Source organism: uncultured Brachyspira sp. (genome assembly GCF_934747485.1).
GTDB lineage: Bacteria > Spirochaetota > Brachyspiria > Brachyspirales > Brachyspiraceae > Brachyspira.
This window is the reverse complement of record NZ_CAKVGN010000006.1, coordinates 1-20776: the sequence shown is the minus strand read 5'-3', so window position 1 is coordinate 20776 and position 20776 is coordinate 1. Positions and strand designations below refer to the sequence as shown.

Annotated in this window: 20 protein-coding genes and 1 pseudogene; 9 read left to right on the top strand and 12 right to left on the bottom strand. The window is 28.3% G+C overall.

All coding sequences use genetic code 11. The annotated features are described in order from the left end of the window. Positions 1-124: 124 nt before the first annotated feature. Positions 125-1027, bottom strand: coding sequence for a hypothetical protein (locus Q0H31_RS02025; protein ID WP_295295464.1), 903 nt, complete (start codon positions 1025-1027; stop codon positions 125-127). A 254-nt stretch (positions 1028-1281) separates the two neighbouring features. Between Q0H31_RS02025 and Q0H31_RS02020 the strand changes: the two genes are divergently transcribed. Continuing rightward, positions 1282-2898 (top strand): peptide ABC transporter substrate-binding protein, encoded by a 1617-nt coding sequence (locus Q0H31_RS02020; protein ID WP_295295462.1) that lies wholly within the window; start codon positions 1282-1284, stop codon positions 2896-2898. Positions 2899-2972: 74 nt separating this feature from the next. Here the strand turns inward: Q0H31_RS02020 and Q0H31_RS02015 are convergent, their stop codons facing one another. Both Q0H31_RS02015 and Q0H31_RS02010 read right to left on the bottom strand, forming a co-directional pair. Continuing rightward, positions 2973-4484 carry a YfcC family protein gene (locus Q0H31_RS02015; protein ID WP_295295460.1) on the bottom strand — a complete coding sequence of 504 codons (1512 nt, stop codon included), beginning with the start codon at positions 4482-4484 and terminating at the stop codon, positions 2973-2975. Between the two features lie 19 nt (positions 4485-4503). Continuing rightward, positions 4504-5925, bottom strand: coding sequence for an aminoacyl-histidine dipeptidase (locus Q0H31_RS02010; protein ID WP_295295458.1), 1422 nt, complete (start codon positions 5923-5925; stop codon positions 4504-4506). Between the two features lie 270 nt (positions 5926-6195). Here Q0H31_RS02010 and Q0H31_RS02005 point away from each other — a divergent pair. From Q0H31_RS02005 to Q0H31_RS01995, 3 genes and pseudogenes are all read left to right on the top strand, one after another. Then, positions 6196-6627: pseudogene (locus tag Q0H31_RS02005) on the top strand (malate dehydrogenase); the annotation flags it as partial. 33 nt (positions 6628-6660) lie between these two features. Further along, positions 6661-6894 (top strand): malic enzyme-like NAD(P)-binding protein, encoded by a 234-nt coding sequence (locus Q0H31_RS02000; RefSeq protein WP_295295543.1) that lies wholly within the window; start codon positions 6661-6663, stop codon positions 6892-6894. A gap of 51 nt (positions 6895-6945) precedes the next feature. Continuing rightward, a complete protein-coding gene (locus Q0H31_RS01995; protein WP_295295456.1) occupies positions 6946-7464 on the top strand; it encodes a hypothetical protein in 519 nt (172 codons plus the stop codon). A 100-nt stretch (positions 7465-7564) separates the two neighbouring features. Here Q0H31_RS01995 and Q0H31_RS01990 read toward each other — a convergent pair whose 3' ends face one another. The 3 genes from Q0H31_RS01990 to Q0H31_RS01980 form a co-directional block, all read right to left on the bottom strand. Next, positions 7565-7960 (bottom strand): hypothetical protein, encoded by a 396-nt coding sequence (locus Q0H31_RS01990; RefSeq protein ID WP_295295454.1) that lies wholly within the window; start codon positions 7958-7960, stop codon positions 7565-7567. 77 nt (positions 7961-8037) lie between these two features. Beyond that, the gene (locus tag Q0H31_RS01985) at positions 8038-9075 is read right to left on the bottom strand and encodes a homoserine O-acetyltransferase (RefSeq protein ID WP_295295452.1); all 1038 of its coding nucleotides are present in this window, start codon (positions 9073-9075) and stop codon (positions 8038-8040) included. Positions 9076-9101: 26 nt separating this feature from the next. Next, on the bottom strand, positions 9102-10400 hold the full coding sequence (locus Q0H31_RS01980; RefSeq protein WP_295295450.1) for an O-acetylhomoserine aminocarboxypropyltransferase/cysteine synthase family protein: 1299 nt from the start codon (positions 10398-10400) through the stop codon (positions 9102-9104). A gap of 483 nt (positions 10401-10883) precedes the next feature. Here Q0H31_RS01980 and Q0H31_RS01975 point away from each other — a divergent pair, with 483 nt between their 5' ends. The 4 genes from Q0H31_RS01975 to msrA all read left to right on the top strand — a co-directional run bounded on the left by Q0H31_RS01975 (position 10884) and on the right by msrA (position 14292). Then, positions 10884-12086 (top strand): hypothetical protein, encoded by a 1203-nt coding sequence (locus tag Q0H31_RS01975; protein WP_295295449.1) that lies wholly within the window; start codon positions 10884-10886, stop codon positions 12084-12086. Next, positions 12083-13066, top strand: coding sequence for a hypothetical protein (locus Q0H31_RS01970; protein ID WP_295295447.1), 984 nt, complete (start codon positions 12083-12085; stop codon positions 13064-13066). Before Q0H31_RS01975 ends, Q0H31_RS01970 begins: the two co-directional genes overlap by 4 nt. An 81-nt stretch (positions 13067-13147) precedes the next feature. Next, on the top strand, positions 13148-13666 hold the full coding sequence (msrB, locus tag Q0H31_RS01965; protein ID WP_295295445.1) for a peptide-methionine (R)-S-oxide reductase MsrB: 519 nt from the start codon (positions 13148-13150) through the stop codon (positions 13664-13666). Between the two features lie 20 nt (positions 13667-13686). Then, positions 13687-14292 carry a peptide-methionine (S)-S-oxide reductase MsrA gene (gene msrA / locus Q0H31_RS01960; RefSeq protein ID WP_295295443.1) on the top strand — a complete coding sequence of 202 codons (606 nt, stop codon included), beginning with the start codon at positions 13687-13689 and terminating at the stop codon, positions 14290-14292. 553 nt (positions 14293-14845) lie between these two features. On the opposite strand, the gene Q0H31_RS01955 is transcribed toward msrA, so the two are convergent. The 4 genes from Q0H31_RS01955 to Q0H31_RS01940 all read right to left on the bottom strand — a co-directional run bounded on the left by Q0H31_RS01955 (position 14846) and on the right by Q0H31_RS01940 (position 18702). Continuing rightward, on the bottom strand, positions 14846-14986 hold the full coding sequence (locus Q0H31_RS01955) for a hypothetical protein (RefSeq protein ID WP_198294967.1): 141 nt from the start codon (positions 14984-14986) through the stop codon (positions 14846-14848). 6 nt (positions 14987-14992) lie between these two features. Next, positions 14993-16015, bottom strand: a complete 1023-nt coding sequence (mglC, locus tag Q0H31_RS01950; protein WP_295295440.1) for a galactose/methyl galactoside ABC transporter permease MglC — start codon at positions 16013-16015, stop codon at positions 14993-14995. Positions 16016-16037: 22 nt separating this feature from the next. Next, positions 16038-17540 (bottom strand): galactose/methyl galactoside ABC transporter ATP-binding protein MglA, encoded by a 1503-nt coding sequence (gene mglA / locus Q0H31_RS01945; RefSeq protein WP_295295439.1) that lies wholly within the window; start codon positions 17538-17540, stop codon positions 16038-16040. A gap of 112 nt (positions 17541-17652) precedes the next feature. Further along, positions 17653-18702 (bottom strand): galactose ABC transporter substrate-binding protein, encoded by a 1050-nt coding sequence (locus Q0H31_RS01940; protein ID WP_295295437.1) that lies wholly within the window; start codon positions 18700-18702, stop codon positions 17653-17655. Between the two features lie 219 nt (positions 18703-18921). Between Q0H31_RS01940 and Q0H31_RS01935 the strand changes: the two genes are divergently transcribed. Next, the gene (locus tag Q0H31_RS01935) at positions 18922-19110 is read left to right on the top strand and encodes a hypothetical protein (RefSeq protein WP_295295435.1); all 189 of its coding nucleotides are present in this window, start codon (positions 18922-18924) and stop codon (positions 19108-19110) included. A gap of 51 nt (positions 19111-19161) precedes the next feature. Here the strand turns inward: Q0H31_RS01935 and Q0H31_RS01930 are convergent, their stop codons facing one another. Both Q0H31_RS01930 and lspA read right to left on the bottom strand, forming a co-directional pair. Next, entirely contained in the window at positions 19162-20058 is an 897-nt protein-coding gene (locus Q0H31_RS01930; RefSeq protein ID WP_295295433.1) for an RluA family pseudouridine synthase, read from the bottom strand. Between the two features lie 11 nt (positions 20059-20069). Next, positions 20070-20618, bottom strand: a complete 549-nt coding sequence (lspA, locus tag Q0H31_RS01925) for a signal peptidase II (RefSeq protein WP_295295431.1) — start codon at positions 20616-20618, stop codon at positions 20070-20072. Positions 20619-20776 lie beyond the last annotated feature (158 nt).

Sequence of the window (20776 nt, the reverse complement as noted above, 5' to 3'; positions counted from 1 at the left end):
AAGATATTTTTTATAATAAATTTAATTTTTTGAAATTAATTTTCTTTGAACTAAATAAAAAAAAAGATAATAGCAATCATTAAAAATTGCCATTATCTTATAAAAAATTATATTTAATTATAAATTAATACTGCACCATCTGTTCATCAACTAATTTAGCAGCAGGAACATAATCATTAACCTTTTGAGAGAAAACTAAAGTATCAGCAAATCCGCCTCTTTTTACAGATAATAATAAATCATTATATTCATTAGCAGGTCTGCCCATTTTTTTAAGTGTTAAAGCTTTATAGAATATAGCATCATTAGCAAATCTTGTTCTTGGGTAAGAATTGATAATGTTGTCAAACAATGAAACAGCATTTTGAAGCTCATTAGGGTCATTAGAATAAGTTTGATACAACATACCATTCCATAATAATGATAAAGGCTTAAATTTTTCTATTCTTGTAGAAGCTGATACCATTTTAAAAGCATCATTAGCAATAGTAATATTTGACCTATCAGACTTAGATAAGAAATAATGAACTATTCCTTTAAATTGATATAATTGACCTAAATCAACATTAGCAGGTAAATTATTAAAGTCTAATCTATCTATATAGTTTTTAGCTTGAACATATTCTCTATTTGCTATCATTACCCTAATTTCTTGTATTATTACAGGGTCTGTTTTATGTGTATCTGCCCAAGGGCTGTAAAAGTTATTTACTGTAGCTTTTCTTGGACCTTTCATAGCATATGTATTTGGCGTTGTTGATGTATATAAATTATTATTAGCCGGCATATTATTATTAGGAGTTTGAGTGTAAATATCATTAGTCATATCAGAATATTGATTATCTGTTAGTATACCAGTATCTTCAATAGTAGTATTATCTGTTTCTAATACTACATTGCTGCCTGTATCTTGATTATATTCATTTTCTATTTGGCTAAGATAATCGTTTTGAATATTATCATCTTTTTTATTACAAGATATTATAAAAATTAAACTTAAAACTATTAATAAAGCTTTCTTCATCATTTTATGCTCCAAATATTATAATTCTATAATATTCTCGGAAATATATAAAAAAAGATTAAAAATTTTAATAATACTTTTATATTTTGAAATTATTATTTTTTTAATTATAGCAATTATTAATAATATAAGCTTAATTAATTGATAAAATAATTTTTAATCAGCAATAAATCAGCAATAATTATTATTTATAGAATTTTTTATTGACTTTGCATAGACATATCATATAATGTAAAAAATCTTTAGGAGTATTAAAAATGAAAAAAATTGTATTAATTATGTTTTTTATCTTTATATCGATAATCTCTTGTACAAAACAAAATTCTTTTATAAACGAATATATATCTATTAATATGGGTGCAGAACCAAAAACTTTAGACCCAACATTAAATTCATTAAATGCTGTATCCTGTTATATACTTCATGCATTTGAAGGATTAACTAAAATTGACTCTAATAATAATGTTCAGGAAGGTATGGCAATAAAATGGGATATATCAGATGATGGACTTACATATACGTTTCATTTAAGAACCAATGCTTTATGGTCTGATGGAAAAAATGTTACTGCTAAAGATTTTGAATATTCTTGGAAGAGAAGCGTTGATCCGAATGTTGCTGCAGAATATGCATATATGATGGAAATAGTAAAAAACGCCAAAGAAATCAATGAAGGCACTATGAACTATAATGAATTGGCTGTAAAAGCTATAGATGATTATACATTTCAAGTAACATTGGTGAATCCTTTACCATATTTTCTTGAGTTTATAGCTTCTACTGGAATATTTATGCCATTAAGGGAAGATATAATAAATAGTTATGGAGATGAATGGACTCTAAACCCAGAAACCTATATAGGAAATGGACCTTATACTATGACAGAAAGACTAATAGATGAAAAGATAGTGTTTTCTGCAAATAAATATTATTATAACCCAAATGAACAAATACCAAAAAAAATTAACTTTATCTTAATGAGTAACCCTAATACAGCTATGTCTGGTATTAAAAACTCTTCTATACATTTTTCTGCTTTAGAGCCTCCTTCTGCTGAAATAGAATCTCTAAAGGCTAATAATTCCATAGCAGAAAATAATGCTATTGGAACATATTATATAGAGCTTAATATTACTAATGATGCTTTGAAAGATAAAAGAGTAAGGCAGGCTTTATCTTTAGCAATAGACAGAAATTATTTGGTATTAAATGTAACTAAAGGAGGACAAATACCGGCAGGAGCATTTGTAGCCCCTACTGTTAGAGGCTCAAATTCAACATTTAGAATTGAAAATCAAGAGTATATAAACAATAAAACTTATTTAGCTAATGTTGAAAAAGCAAAAATGTTAATGTCTGAAGCTGGATACCCAAATGGAAAAAATTTCCCTGTTTTAGAACTAAAAGTATCACCCGGAATTTATGTACTTCTTGGAGAGACTATACAGCAAATGTGGAAAGATAATTTAAATATAGATATTACTATATTACAAGAAGAGTTTCCAATCACATTACAAAGTTTAATAGACAAAGATTATGAAATGGTTAGAATGAGTTGGACTGGAGACTATAATGACCCTATGACTATGCTTGAAATAATGTCTAGTTATAGCGGAATTAATCATACAGGTTTTTCAAATTCTAATTATGATAATTTTATTAATATAGCAAAAACTTCCGCTGATAATAATGTTAGAATGAATGCTATGAAAGAAGCTGAGGCTATACTTATGGAGGAAATGCCTATAATACCGCTTTATTATAAAACAGATTCGCTCATGATTAGCCCAAAATTAAAAAACGTAGTATTAAGCCCTTTAGGAAGACATAAATTTAATTATTGTTATATAGATCAAAATCAAACAAACAAATAAAAATTATTCTATACTTAATAAATAAAAAAGTCTTACTTAATTGCAGTAAGACTTTTTTATTAGTTATTTTATTATTATAAGTTTACTTGAAGTATAAGCATTAATATACAAAATACTACAAGTATTCCCATAAAAGGCAATATTAATTTAAGCCATTTGTTATAAGTAACATTTACCATAGCCAAAGAAGCCAAAGCAAGTCCTGTAGGAGTTATGAATGCCATTAAGCCTTGTCCATATACATAAGCAGAAATAACAGCATCTCTTCCTATGCCAACAGAATCTGCTAAAGGAGCCATAATAGGTATAGAAAGTACAGCCATTCCAGAAGTTGATGGTATAAAGAAACCTAAAATCAAATATATAAACAGCATCATTACTATAAATATATTTTTATTCATACCCATTACTAAATTTGAGAAAAAGTATAAGATAGTATCTGAAACCATTCCATTTTCTAATACTATATTAATACTTCTTGCTATACCAACTATAAAAGCAACTCCCAATAAATCGCCGGCACCTATGAGAAATTGATTAATAAACTCTTTTTCTCCAAGTCCTGATAAAAATCCTATAATTAAAGCAGTAACCAAAAATAAAGCTGTCATCTGCTCAAACCACCAACCCTGAGAAGCAACTCCATAAACTAAAACACCAAAACTTGCAATAAACACTAATAATATAATTTTAAATTTTAAAGTTAAAGCAGGTGCTTCACCTTCAGTTTTAAATTTAGCTTCAAACTCTTCTCTTTGATCGTATACAAAAGATTTAGAAGGGTCTTTCTTTACTTTTTTAGCATATACCAAAATATAAATAATAGTTAAAGCCGTACCCAAAATAAATGCAATGAGCCTGAAATTAAATCCATTTGCAAAACTAATTCCAGCTGCATTTGATGCTACAACCACAGAAAAAGGTCCTATAGTAGCAAACATAGTTCCTATACAAGAACCCATATAAACAGAAGCAATACATACAAGTACATCATATTTAGCTGCTAAGAATACAGGAACCAATATAGGATATAATGCTATGGTCTCTTCTGCTAAACCAAAAGTTGTACCGCCTAAAGATATTAATGCAGTAACTGCTATTATTAATATAAACTCTTTTCCTTTAGTGGCTCTTGATAATGCAGCAATACCTGCACTAAAAGCCCCTATTGCATTCAATACACCTATAATACCGCCCAAAATAAACACAAATAAAATTATTCCTATTGTATCATATACACCAGATATAGGTGCTATTATAAATTCTTTTGCCCCCTGAGGCTTCTGTTCAACTTTCTCATAGGTTCCGGGTATTGATACAGGCTTATTAATGCTGCCGTCTAAAAATTTCTCAATATCTCCTGTAATCTTTAATTGGTCTAAGCTCTCCTGTGTAGCAGGCATCTCTGTTATATTGCCTTTGGAATCAGTAATTGCAAATACATTCTTAGCAGAATCATAAGACAATTTGGAATACAGACCAGCAGGAATGATATAAGTCAATATACATGACAAAAACAAAACTATAAATAAAACTGTAAATGCTGTTGGAAATGATAATTTTTTCTTTTTTTTAGTCTCCGACATAATTTCTCCTTAAAAATTATTATTTTATTTCAGATAGTATCTTTTTAAGATATTCAAACGTTCTCTCTACTGAAGATATAGAGCAATATTCATCTGGAGTATGAACTCTAAAAATGTCTGGTCCAAAACTTATAATATCTGCATTAGGAATAAGATTCTTTAATATACCGCATTCCAATCCAGCATGAACTGCTGTTATTATAGGCTCTTTGCCAGAAAAATCTTTATAAGTATTTACTATTATATTTCTTATATTAGAATCTTTACTATATTGCCAAGAAGGATAAGCACTGTTTTCTTCTACTTTAGCATTCATTCTATTAGCTAAAATCTTTATTTTGTTTCTTATCTCATCTAAAATGCTGTCTACCGCACTTCTTATAGATATAGTAAATAAAACCTCTTTGTCTTTTTCTTCAACTATACCTAAATTTAAACTAGCCTTTACAACTCCTTTTAATTCATCATTATTAAACATATATTCTACACCATAAGGCATGCTGTAAATAAACTCTATTATATTTTCTGTTAAATCTTTAGAAAACATCTCATCTCTTTTCTCTCTAAAATCTTCAATATCTATTTTTATATCAGGGTCTTCAAATTCATATTCTGCTTTTATCATTAAAGAAATTTTTGATATAATCTCTTTTACCCTCTTCATATTATTAGAAGCTACAACAATTTCCCCATATGTAGCTATAGCATTATCTTTGGAGCCTCCTTTTATATTAACTATATTTATTAAATCTTTCACTTCATACAATATTCTTCCCATCAATTTTATAGCATTTGCCCTTTGCTTATTTATCTCCATACCAGAATGTCCGCCTTTAAGCTCAGACACAACTATCTTAGCTAAATCTCCGCTACACTTCTCTCTGTTTATATCAAATGATACTAAAGATGTTATACCGCCGGCAGAGCTAATTAAAAATACTCCCTCTTCTTCTCCATCTATATTTAATACTATCTCTCCTTTCAAATGTTCCTTGCTTAAAGACAAAGCACCATTCATGGTAGTCTCTTCTGCTGTAGTGCATAAAATCTCTAAATTAGGATGCTCTATGTCATTAGAATCTAACAAAGCTAATCCATATGCTATAGCTATACCGTCATCTGCTCCCAATGTAGTATTATCAGCACGCAATATATCTCCTTCCCTTATAAAAGCTATAGGATCCTCATCAAAATTATGATTAGAACCCTGTGCTTTCTCACATACCATATCCATATGCCCTTGTATTATCACTGTCGGAGCATTTTCATATCCCTTTGTAGCAGGCTTCTTTATTATTACATTCAAAGCCTCATCTTGATATACTTCCAAATTCCTTTCCTTAGCAAAATCCACTAAAAAATTACTTATCCTCTCTTCTTTATCAGATTCCCTAGGTATGCTGTTTATTTTTTCAAACCATTTTAATACTTTTTCTATCATAATAATATTTCCTATGATTAATATATTATGCTATACATTATAGTACATTAATTCACAATTTTCAAATTTAAATGAACAAAAAAGGTTATTATTAGATACAATAATATTATATATATAAATAATATCTTGATTATTATTTATTATATTAAATACAAAAAATACATATTTACATACTTTATTCATAAAAAATATAAAATAAAATATGTAAAAATATACAAATTCAATTTATAATAATAAAAACCATTAAAAATTAAATTGCAATTTTTTTAAGTGATAGAAAGTTCTTTAGACATAAAGTATATATCCAATAATAATATTATTAAAATAGAAGTAGTATCTACAAAACCTTGTAAAACTGCTGATGATTTATCTTTAGCATATACTCCGGGTGTTGCTAAACCTGTACTTGAAATAGCAGAAAACCCAAATGAGGCATACAAATACACTTCCAAATGAAACTTAGTAGCAGTTATTTCAAACGGAACTGCTATACTTGGTTTAGGAGATAGAGGGGCTTTAGCTTCAAAACCTGTAATGGAAGGAAAGGGTATATTATTTAAACGCTTTGCTGATATTGATGTTTTTGATATAGAGATAAATGAAAAAAATCCTGACAAAATTATAGAAATAGTTAAAGCATTAGAGCCTACATTCGGAGGAATTAACCTTGAAGATATAAAAGCTCCTGAATGCTTCAAAATAGAAAAAACTTTAATAGAAAAATGTGATATACCTGTGTTTCATGATGACCAACATGGCACTGCTATAATATGTTCTGCCGCTTTGATTAATGCTTTAGAGATTTCAAATATAGATAAAAAAAATGCTAAGATAGTTTTTAATGGTGCTGGTTCTGCGGGTATTTCTTGTGCTAAGATGTTTATAGCTTTGGGTGTGCCTAAAGAAAACATTATTATGTGCTACAGTAAAGGTGTTATTACTAAAAAGAGAATAGAATCTGTTACATAAGAGAAAAGAGAGTTTGCAACAGATTTAAAAGTAAAAAATTTAGAAGAAGCTATGAAAGGGGCTAATGTATTTGCTGGACTTTCTGTTGCTGATTGTGTTAGTGAGGATATGGTTAAATCTATGGCTAAAAACCCTATAATATTTGCTATGGCTAACCATGAGATACAATACGAAAAGGCTATAGCTGTAAGAGATGATTTAATAATGGCTACAGGAAGAAGCGATTATCCTAATCAGATTAACAATGTATTAGGTTTTCTATTTATATTTAGTTGGGCTTTAGATGTGAAGGCAAAGGCTATATCAGAAAAAATGAAAATGGCCGCAGCTTTGGCAGCTCTTACTAAAGAAAAAGTGCCTGAGAAAGTTTTTAGGGCTTATGGAAACAAAACTTTTGAGTTTGGTAAAAATTATATAGTGCCAAAACCTTTTGACCCGAGGGTTATAGAATGGGTATCTCCTGCTGTTGCTAAAGCTGCTTGTGATGAGTGGCTTGCAAGAGAGCCTATTAATGATTTTGAAAAATATAAGTCTTCTCTAAAAGAGAGAATGAAAAAATATTGGAATTAATACAAATATATTTATTAATTTACAATAAATACAAATAAAAAAAGAGAATTTATAATAAAAATAAATTCTCTTTTTTATTTCTTCCTTGATTTATTATTAATTACTTACTGTCTTTTATTGCTCTATATTTTGCTAAAAACTCGTTTGATATATTTTGTAACTCTTTTGCATATTCAATATTTAAATTCATTGAATTATTAATTATCTCACTGTCTGGATTTTCTTTAAGCATTTCTAAACGCATTTTTGTTTTTTCTGTATTTATTTTTTGTTTCAACTCAGAAATCTTTGGCTGATATTCAGTTTTTAATTTTGTTATTTCAGCTAATTGCTCTTTAGTGAGAGAAGCAGAATTATAAATAAAATATCCATAATTATAAACTTCGCCGTCACAATAAGAATAATTATTAGCTTTGTTATAAGAAGAATAATTCTTAGCAAAAGCCGGTACTGATAAAATTGATACGATAAAAATAATGCTTAAAACCTGTTTCATATTTATCTCCATAAATATTATTTATATATTATTAGACGAGCTTTTAAATACAAAAGTTCCCTAAAAAATAAATATTATTAAGAGTTTAAAAAGTTTTTTATATATTTTGTCTGCTCATCATTTTTAAGCAAAAAAGCATCATGTCCATAGTTTGATTTTAATTCATGAAACTCAGTATCAATATTAAGTTCTCTATAAGTTTTTACTATATCTTCAGACTGATAACTCGGATAAAGCCAATCTGATACAAATGATATTACAAAAACTTTATCTATAGAATGCTTCTTTATTTTTTTTATATCATCTCTCACATCAAACAAATCCATAGCCTTAGTAAGATACAAAAAACTATTAGCATCAAATCTCTCGCTAAACTTTTCACCATTATAATGCAAATAATTTTCCACTTCAAAGGAAGGCGTAAAATATTTTAAAGCTTTTTTTCTTCTTCTTCCAAATTTTTTTCTCATATACTCTTCGCTCATATATGTGATATGCCCAAGCATTCTAGCCAAAGCAAGACCATTATCTGGAGTGGATATGCCATAATATTTGCCTCCATACCATTCTGAGTCTTCTGTGATAGCCTGTCTTGATATTTCATTAAAAGCTATTTGCATAGGTGAATGGGTCATACAGCTTGCTATAATAATGAGCTTATCCATCATATTTGGGTATGATGCACTCCACTCTAAAGCCTGCATTCCTCCCATAGAGCCGCCTACAATTGCATAAAGCTTATCTATTTTTAAATAATCTATTAATAATTTTTGAGCCTTTACAATATCTTTCATAGTAAAGCTTGGAAAATCTGTACCATAACATAAATGACTATTTGGCTTCTTTGATGAAGGACCAGTTGTGCCGTAGCAGCCTCCAAGTACATTTGAACATATCACAAAATATTTATCTGTATCTATAGCCTTTTTCTTGCCTACAAAATTGCTCCACCAAGTTAAAACATCACTGTCTCCTGTAAAAGCATGACAAATCAATATGGCATTATCTTTTTTATCATTTAATTTACCGTTTGTAGTGTATGCTATTTTTAAATTATCTATAGCAGCAGAGTTTTCAAATTTAAAAGTTTTATTATAATCAAAATACTCTATCATACATAACTCACTCTATTTTTTATTTATTATTTACTCGCTATAGTTAAAGCCTCATCAAGATAATATAATATATCATCTATATGCTCTATTCCTATAGAAAGTCTTATAAAGTTTTTAGTAATACCTGCATTTATTAACTCTTCTTCAGACAATTGAGAATGTGTTGTAGAAGCAGGATGTGCCACCAAACTCTTAACATCGCCCACATTAACAAGATGAGAAAATAATTTTATATTGTCTATAAACTTAACAGCAGCATCATATCCGCCCTTTATGCCAAATACAACCATACCCCCAAACTTATTATCTTTCAAATATTTTTTAGCTATATTATATGAAGTATCATTCTTAAGACCGGGATACCTCACCCACTCAACCCTATCATCTTTTTCTAAAAACTCAGCAACCTTCATAGCATTAAATGAATGCCTATCCATTCTCAAAGGCAAAGATTCCATTCCCTGAATAAATACCCAAGAATTATCAGGCGACAAACAAGCTCCTAAGTTTCTTAACGGCACAGTTCTAAATCTCATAGTAAAAGCAATATCTCTTAATTCTTCAGGCAAATCATAAGCCCATTTTAAACCATGATAATTAGCATCAGGCTGAGTAAACAAAGTAAACTTATCATCTTTCCAATTAAACTTACCAGCATCTGTAACTGCCCCTCCAACGCTGCTTCCATGCCCGCCAATCCATTTTGTTAGAGAGTTAATTACTATATCAGCTCCATGATTTATTGTTTGAAGCAAATATGGTGTTGTAAAAGTACCGTCTACTATTAATGGTATATTGTTATCATGAGCTATTTTTGCCACTTCTTCTATATCTGTAAAATCTAATGAAGGGTTTGATATTGTTTCTATATATATTACTTTTGTCTTTTTAGTAATTGCTTTTTCAAAGTTTTTTGGGTCTTTTGCATCAACAAAGTTTGTGTTAATTCCAAATTTCGGAAGTATGGCAGCAAACTGAGAATATGTGCCTCCATATAAACTAAAAGATGATAATATCTCATCGCCAACCTCACATATAGTAATCATAGTATTAAATATGGCACTTGTTCCAGAAGACACCGCTATAGAAGATTTACCGTTTTCCATTGCTGTAATTCTCTTTTCTAATACGTCTGTGGTTGGGTCGCCTAATCTCGTATAAATATAGCCTAACTCTTTTAAATCAAATAAATCAGCAGCATGTTTAGAGCTTTTAAACATATAAGAAGTTGTTTTATATATAGGTACACCTCTGCTTCCAAATACATCATTATTCTCTTGCCCTGCATGAACAGATAAAGTTTCAAATTTTAATTGTCTTGACATATAAACTCCTAAATATTTTGTTGTAATTTAAAAATAAAAAAGCCGCCAAAAAATTTGACGGCTGTAATTACAAAATCAATATTTAATATTATTATGCAGCCGTAATTATTTTTTGCATTTGCATGAGACAAAGCATATTATTAATAATAACTGCATTATTCATAAATATTTTACATTTCCTAAAAATTTTATATTTATAATATGTTATATATAAAAAACATATTGTTGTCAATAGTAATTATTAAAACTTTTAGAAAATTATTTATATATATATCTTTAAAAGCTAAATTACAGTATTGAAATTGGTATATGCTTAATATATAATATAAGTTAACAATAAAATAAAAGGTCTTATAAAAATGAATATTTTAAGAAAATTTATATTTATTTTTGGATTGTTATTTGCTTTAATCTCTATAGGAACAATAACGACTTATGAAAAAAACAAAAAAGATAAAACTATAGGAAAAGATTATTAAATATATGTTAAAATACAAAATTATTTCATTATTATTTTTATTAACATTATTCAATTCTAATTTATATAGTATAAAAGTAACGGTGCTGCCTTTTCTAAGTAAAGATAAAAACTGGATAGATGAATATATGGTTGATGACGGTATGCCGAGAGCTTTTGAAATATCTTTAAAAAATACTCATATGTTTGATGTAAGTGATTATGATTTGCTTATATCATATTTTGAATCTTATGACAATGTTGTAGAATATAAAACATTATCTACAAATCTCACTGTAGCGGGCGATTTTGTTAAAGAAACTTTTGAGTCTGATTATTTAATTACTGGAGAGGTTCTCGATTTTAACCTAAAACGCGGCGGAAAAGATACTGCTAATGTAGAGTTTGAAGTTAATCTTATAGATATAAATACTTTAAAAACTTTAAAAACTTTTACAAATTCTGCAAGCTATATACTTCCGGGAAATAGTGATGTATATAATTCTGAAGATGCTTTATTTTATGAAAGTGCATTAGGCTGGGCTAGTATCTTAGCTTTCAATAATATAGCAAATGATATAGCAGAATTTTTGAAAATACCGCCTTTAATTGGAAGTGTTACAAGAGTAGAAGATAATAAAATATTTATAAACTTAGGAAAAAGAAATAATATAAAAATAGGAGATGAATTTGAAATATATAGTTTAGAACGCTACTTGGATTTACCTCCTAATAATGAATATCTCATAAATAAAATTAACGAAAGAAAACAAAGCTCTCTAACTAATGGAATATTAACAAATAATATAGACCCAAATAATTTTGTAGTTCATAACAATACCAATTTTTATACTACAAATAATTATATAACTAATAGTCAACAAATCACTAATACTCAACAAATTACTAATGATAAGCAAGCTATTAATAATGAACAAACTTCTAATAATCAAAAAAGTAATATATCTAAACAATATCAAAGCACTGTAAATAATAATTCCTCTTCTGCATATCAGCAAACTAGAGAAAATGCTGATGGAGATTTTTGGTATACAAGCGAAATGCTTTATATATATAGATTTTATAAAACTAAAAAAACATTAATAACAAAGGCAAAAGTAGTAGAACTATATGATAATTATGCCGTATTAGAAAATAAAAGTGATGCAAAAGTTAATATACTAATGGAAGTAAGAATTAATAATGAAAAAGAGGGTAAAAACTTATGATAATAAAACAAAATGTTATTTTTAATAAAACAGACAAAAAAGACTATTATATATATATAGACAAAAAAAATAATAGAGGCATATTTACTCCATATTTTAAAGGTTCCTATAATAGTTTCTTCTATGATTTTAGTCTTGATAAATGCAGAATATTTCATAAGAATGCTAAATCTTATTCTATATTAGATTTATCTTTAGACGGCAAAAAAGTAATAACTATATCTGTAGATAGTGTTAATACTTCAAATAATACATTAAAGATTGTAGAAATAGGCACTAATAAAGTATTTTTAGAATTATCTGGAATGTATGTTTATGAGGCATATTTTACAGCTAACCCAAAATTGATAATATGCAGGGCTAAAGAATTTAATAGAACTAATGTTTTTTTATATAACATAGAAGAGAAAAAAATAGCATATACGTTAAAAGAAAATACATTTATAGCTGACGGAGCTTTTGATGAAAAAAGAACAATGTTTACATATCCATCTGCTGTAAATAATAAAATATTATATCAAATAAATTTAATTACTCTAAATGACGGCAAAATACAATTAGAAAATCCAAATATGAAAGTAACAAATATATATTCTGTAGAAAAAGACTTTATATTAATGGAATCAAATAAATCTATTGCCTTTTACAGCAACAGAAAAATAGTGTGGAAAGTAGAATTATCATCTGTGTTTCATTGTGAATATGACGGAGGAATATTTTATTTAGATAAAAAGATATATTTTGATAATCCTGCTATATCAAAAGATAACATGGAAAATGATAAAAATCCAAAAGAGAGTATGATACTTTATAGAATTGATATAGATACAGGTAATATAGAATATTTATTATTGCCTGTAAATATAAAATATAAAAGATTTACAACTATGTTTGGAAGTAAAATTATAGATACAACTGGAAACATATTAGATATTAGAAGCGGAAAAACTTTAACCTTCCCTCTAAAATTATATAAATAATTGTAAATATTTATATTTTTATTATATTTTTCATATAGGGTATATATGTAATTTAAAAAACAATTTAATAGGAGTTTTAATTTGTATAAAATATTAATTTTTATAATATCTATTATATTTATATCTTGCAACGGAAAAGAGATAGAAAATATAATAGTTCAAACAAATAAATCTAATATATCAAATAATAATAATATAGATGATATAAAAGTATCTACATCTAAATTAACATCAAAAGAATATGACGTGTTAATAAATAAAGGCACAGAGTTTCCTTTTACAGGCGAACTTTTAGATGTGAAAGATGATGGGGTTTATACTTGTAAATTATGCGGAAGCTTATTATTTAAATCTGATGCCAAGTTTAATTCAGGTACAGGTTGGCCAAGTTTTGATGATGCAATAGCTGAAAACATAGAATTTGTAAAAGACGGATGCAGAGTAGAAGTGCTATGTGCAAAATGCGGCGGACATTTAGGACATGTATTCTACAATGAAGGTTTTACTGATAAACAAACAAGATATTGTATTAATTCTGTATCTTTAAATTTTATAAACAAAGCAGATTTTGAGAAAACTAATGATACTACAAATAAATAATAATGAGGTAAAAACTATATATGAGAAAAATTGTTTTAATAGCAATGATTTCCATATTTTCTTTAATATCCTGCAATGAAAAATTAAACAGAGAATCTTCAAATGTTAAAGAAAATAAGGAGGAGATAAAAATGATTCCAGAAAATGTTAAATATGCTTATTTTTCTTCTGGCTGTTTTTGGGGAACTGAATATTGGTTTGAAAAAGGAAAAGGAGTATATGCTGTTATAAGCGGATATGCAGGAGGTCACAAAATAAACCCAACATATCAAGAAGTTTGCACTGGTCTTACAGGTCATTTAGAAACTGTACAAGTTGCTTATAACCCTGATGAAACTACTTATGAAGATTTAGTTAAATTATTCTTTGAAACTCATGACTTTACTCAAAAAAATGGTCAAGGTCCAGATATAGGTTCGCAGTATTTATCAGCTATTTTTTATCAAACAGAAGAAGAAAAAGAAATAGCTCAAAAATACATAAATATGCTCACAGAAAAACATTATGATGTGGCAACAACTTTAAGAGAGTATAAAAACTTCTACCCAGCAGAAGATTATCATCAAAATTATTATGAGAGAAAAGGCTCTATACCTTATTGCCATTTCTATAACAAAATATTTTAATAATGTAGTTGTTAAAAATAAGTTATTAAATATTCATATTGTTTTAGTCTAATTATATATAAAATAATATTATTTTCTTAACTTGCACTTTCGCGAAGTGTGTCCGAAGGGCGAAAACTTTGACGAAGTCCGCAAAGCGAAGGCGGGAAAAAGTTGAATAAAACATGCATTAATATAAAAAAATTATTTGTTTAAATTAATATATTTGCAGGGCTTTGCCCCGCACCCCAGTTCTTTTATTGGTATAAAAGAACCAAAAGAACTGCATTTTTATGCAAAATACAATCATTAATTTTATATATTCTAATATATAAAATTAAAGTATTTGCACTTTCGCGAAGCGTGTCAGAAAGGCAAAAACTTCGACGAGGTTCACAGCGTGTAAGGCATGAAAAGTTGAATAAAATAAAAATTTATATAATAAAAAATATAATGTTTAGGTATATATTAAAATAATTAATATACAAATTATCTCTATAATTTAATAAAATAAAAGAGCTATTACTACTAATTATTAGCAATAGCTCTATTATATCCAATAATTAATAAATCACTAAATCAAACCCTTGATATATCTAATCAATTCAGCAATCACAAAAATTAGAAACACAAATCCAAAAAATATCCAAGACTTGATAGTTCTTTTTCTTGTCTCTTTTTTATTAAACTCTGTTCTAAAAGGATCATTTTCCACGATTCATCAAACCTTTTTCAAATATTTTTGAGTATCAACAGCAACAGCAGCAATGATGATAGCACCTTTAATAATGTATTGCATATAAGGTGAAATACCAACGAAAGTCATACCGTAGTTAATAACTTGGAATATCAAAACCCCAGATACAATACCCAAAATAGAACCAATACCTCCAGAGAAAGAAACTCCGCCCACAACACAAGCAGCAATAGCATCAAGCTCATAACCATTACCCAAGTTGTTTGTAGCAGAACCAACACGAGCAACCTCTAAAGAACCAGCTATACCATATAAAGCACCAGCCATAGTATAAACTATCATAAGAGTAAGAGGAATGTTTACACCACTAACAGCTGCAGCTTCAGGATTGCCACCAACCGCAAATATGTTTTTACCCAATTTAGTTTTATTCCAAATTACCCACATAATCAAAGTAATAATCACAGCAAATATTATTAAATATGATATTGTAATGCTTCCTAATTTTATACCGCCCTGAGCAAGATTAGTAAAGCGAGGGTCAAGTCCTCCGATAGGCTGAGCACCATAAGGAGGTCTGTCAAAATAAGTACTAGTAACACCGTAAAGTATAAGCTGCATACCCAAAGTGGCAATAAATGGAGTTACATAAAGTTTAGAAATAATAAAACCATTTATAAAACCAAATACCATAAGTATAAGCATAACTAAAAGTATAGGTAATATAACAGGAAGTAAAGGCAAATCAGGATACATTCTAGTAGGGTTAGTAGCAGATTGTAAAAGAGAAGCACTAACAACCGCAGCAAGACCAACAGCTCTGCCAGCACCAAGGTCATTACCCTGAGTTACTAATAAAGTACCAATACCCACAGCAATAATCATACGAGTAGAAGCCTGAGCAAAAATGTTTACAAAGTTGCTAAGTCTAAAGAAAGATGGCTCTTTAATAATAATACCAATAAGTATGAGCAAAAGTGCAGCAAATATGGCATTATTCAGTATAAATTTAGAAATTTTGTTTATAGTAGAATTTTTGTCTGACATATATTATTCCTTTATTAATAAATTATAAATATTTGGCAGATAATGCCATTATTTCTTCTTGATTAGTATTAGCCGTATCAACTATACCCGCAACCCTTCCATTACTCATAACCATTATCCTATCGGTTATACCAAGCAACTCAGGCATTTCAGAGCTAACCATAATAATAGTCTTACCTTCCGTAGCTAAATCTATTATAAGTTTATATATATCATATTTCGCCCCTACATCAATACCCCTCGTAGGCTCATCAAGCATAAGAATATCAGGAGCACTCAAAAGCCATCTGCCCAATATTACCTTCTGCTGATTACCCCCTGATAATGTTTGTATAGCTGTTTTCTCTGAAGGAGTCTTTACCTGCATACTGTCTATTACCCATTTGGTATCATCTCTCATCTTTTTATTATTCAAAAATCCAAAATTACCTTTATAATTATCTATATTAGCTATTACAGAATTGAAATTAATAGAAAGCATACCAAATATTCCAGTCTGTCTTCTCTCTTCTGTTACCAAAGCAAATCCATGTTTAATAGCTTTTCTTGTTGTATTATTTTTAATATCTTTATCATTTTTAATAATACTGCCGCTTGATAAAGTACGCATACCAAATATACTTTCAAGCACTTCTGTTCTTTTTGCTCCAACAAGACCTGCTATGCCAAAAATCTCCCCTTTTCTCACACTAAAATTAATATCAGTGAGAGAAGGCTGATAGAAAGCTGTAAAATTTTTAATCTCTAAAATTCCTTCAGCAGGTGTGTTAGTTTTAGGAGGGAATCTATTAGTCAAATCACGTCCAACCATCTGTTTAATAATAAGGTCGGTTGTTAATTCTTTTGCATGAGTAGTAGAAACAAATTTACCGTCACGCATTATTGTAACTTCATCAGATATCTGCAGTATCTCTTCCATTTTATGCGAAATATATATCATACCCACGCCGCGACTTTGAAGTTTTCTTATTATTTTAAATAATTTAGCAACTTCTTTTTCTGTAAGCGAACTAGTAGGTTCATCTAAAACAAGTATTTTAGAATTATATGATACCGCCTTTGCTATTTCAACCATTTGCATCTCAGATACTGATAATGTAGAAACCTTAGTTTTAGGGTCTAAAGGTATTTCTAAATCATCAAAAATAGCCTTAGTATCATCATACATCTTTTTCTCATCTACAAATCCAAATTTAGTAGGATATTTACCAAGCCAAATATTATCTTGTATGTTTCTTTGCCTAACCTGATTAAGCTCCTGATGCACCATTGCTACACCATTATTTAAAGCCTGTTTTGGAGAAGTGAAATTAACCTCATTACCATCTAATAATATTGTTCCTTCATCTTTATGGTAAATACCAAATAAACATTTCATAAGGGTGGATTTTCCAGCACCATTCTCTCCCATAAGGGCTACAACACTTCCCTCTCTCACAACAAGCTCAGCCTTATCTAAAGCTTGAACACCGGGGAAATATTTTGATATACCCTTCATCTCAAGAATTACTTTTCTCTCTTCCATAAAAATAAAATCCTTAAAAAATTGCAAAACTAAATACGATATAAAAAATTAAAAAATGCAAAATTAGGGGACATTATAAAAACATAATATCCCCGTTAATAAATAATATTTATTACTTATAAGCTTCTTCAGCAATAGTAATATTATCTGCAGTTATAGGAACATAAGGAACACGTACAGCTTTTACCTCATCTAAAGTCCAAGTAGTACCATCTAATGGGTCTTTACCAGCAGCAACATTCAAAGATAAATCTATAAGAGCCTGAGATTGTCCAACTGGGTCATTAAGAACAGAACCAAGTATTGTACCTTTTTTGATTTCGTTCAACATATCAGGAATAGCATCTACACCTACTATAGGAATATATTTAGCTTTATCACCTGTGTTGTATCCTAAAGCCTGTATAGATTGTAAAGCACCTAAAGCCATAGCATCATTGTTAGAGAAAATAAACTCTATTTTATCTCCATATTTTTGTATCCAAGCATCTACTATATCTTTAGCTCTAGCAGTGTCCCAGTTAGCATTTAATTCTTCTAATTTTTCTACTTTAATTCCATTATTAGTAATATACATAGTTACATGAGAAGTTCTTGCTTCAGCATCTGGGTGACCTGGTTCACCTTTAATTAATACATATTGTATAACACCATCGCCATTTTTATCTAAAGTAGGGTCTGCTTTCCAAGCATCTACTACGATTTTTCCTTGCATATCGCCAGATTCTTCTGGTTTAGTACCTACATACCAAGTTTTGTCATAGCTAGCCATAGCTTCTGCACTAGGCTGTTTGTTAAAGAAAATAACTGGTAAATTTTTAGCTTTAGCTTTATCTATAATAGTTTGAGCAGCTTGAGGGTCTACCAAGTTAATAGCCAAAGCATTTACATTTTTATTAAGCATAACATCTACTTGGTCATTTTGCTGAGCCTGATTATTTTGTGAATCGTTCATAATAAGCTGAGCTTTGCCTGCTATTCTAGTTTCAATGTTTCTTCTTAAAAATGACATAAAGTTATCATCATAACGATAAATTGTAACTCCAATAAGCGGACCATTAGCATTTGCAGTTGCTGTATTATCTTTAGTACCTCCGCCGCAAGATATGATGAAAATTGTTGCTATTATAAGCATGAAACTTATAATGAATATTTTTCTCATAATAGAAAACTCCTTAATTAATTAATATTCTATAATTTTAGTATATAAATTTTATTAGCTAAATCAAGTTTTTAATACTTAAATAAAAAACCCTTATAATGCAATATTTGATTTTTTTATACACAAAAAATAAAAAATATTATCTTTTCATATATACTACAATGAATAATAATAACTAAAATCCGATAATATACATATAAAACATTTAGGAGGTAAAAAATGGAGGTTTCTATTAATTCTATTTATTCATCTAAAATGTTTCCATTAACTGGACATATGTATAGTGCAGGGCTTAATGTTTATAATTTATCTGATTCCATAATCAGAATAAATGAATTCATCTCTGGACAGGGTACTTCAGTTAAAGTAAATTATAATTTAGGAAAAAATTTAGATGCATATGCTTAAAAACTTTATATAAGCCAATTGTAAATTAAATATTTCAATTGGCTTATTTTTTTAAATTTCATCTGAAATCAAAAAGTCCTTAAAATAATCTGTATAATCAACTTCAAATTTCATAATCTCGCCGCTAATTGGGTGACTGAACTCTATTTCTTTCGCTATTAACATTAAATTACTATAGTTAGAATAACTCTTAGAATAAATCTTATCTCCTGCTACAGGAAAACCTTTATATGAACAATGAACTCTTATTTGATGAGTACGTCCTGTTTTAATATTAACTTCTATTAAACTATGCTTTTTAAATCTGTTTAATACTTTTATATAACTCAAAGCCTTTTTACCATCTTCACGAACTGTCATTTTTTTTCTATAAACACTATGCCTTCCTATAGGCAAATTAATCTCATAAAAATTCTCTCTCAATACACCTATAACTATAGCATGATAAATCTTTTTTATTGTTCTATTTTTAAATTGCTCTTGAATAGCAGAAACTATATCAGCATTCTTTCCTACAATCATTATACCAGAAGTGTCTTTATCTAATCTATGTATAATACCCGCCCTACTCTTGTCTCCAACAAAATTAAAATCTTTTATATGATAAAGCAAAGCATTAACCAAAGTACCATGCTTTTCAGAAGAAGAACAATGAACACTCATATTGCAAGGCTTATTTACAACCAATAAATATTCATCTTCATACAAAATATCCAAATCAATATTCTCTGCTAATATATCATCTTCTTTATTATCATCTGTCTTTATGTTTATCTCTACAATATCATTAAGCTTTAGAGAATATGAAAGTTTTTTTATATTATTATTATTAACTAATATACAAGATAAATAATTTTTTACTTGAGACCTGCTTATATTCAATTGCTCGCTTACAAATATATCAAGTCTTTTATTTAAATCTTTTTCTTTTATTAAAAAACTATACATTTATTATTTCATTATTTATTTTCTTTTTTCTTAAAACTACTGTCAAAATCTTCTTTAAAGAAAAATACACCTACAGCTATAACAACAATACCAATAGTAATGGCAGCATCAGCAATATTATAATTCCAAGGAAATCTAATATTTAAGTTAAAACCCATATTAATAAAATCAGTTACAAAACCTCTCATAATTCTATCCAACAAATTGCCCATAGCTCCGCCTAATACCATGCTAAAGCCAATAATCGATATTTTCTGCTTGTTTTTATCTATTATTGTTATTATATAAAATACAACAATCATTGCTAAAAAAACAACAACCTTTAAAAACTCCGGTATAATATGCTTTATAACCTCCGGTACATTATTGAGAAACCCAAAAGAAACTCCATAATTTCTTGTGTATATAAATACTAATATATCACCAATAATATTTTTATAACCAATAACCTGTAAATATTTATCAACAAAATATTTTGAAACTGTATCTGCTATAAATATTAATATGGATATTAAAAAATATATCTTTTTTTCTTTTATCTGCAATAAAATCTTACTCATAAAAAACAAATTCCTTATATAAATCAAGTGATAATAATAATTTATATTAGCAAAAATTACAACCTACAAAAAATGAAATTAATGTTTAGGAGCCAGAGATATTGCACATTTTTTAGTTAAAAAAAGTAGGTATTCCTTATAATATAAATAACCCAATT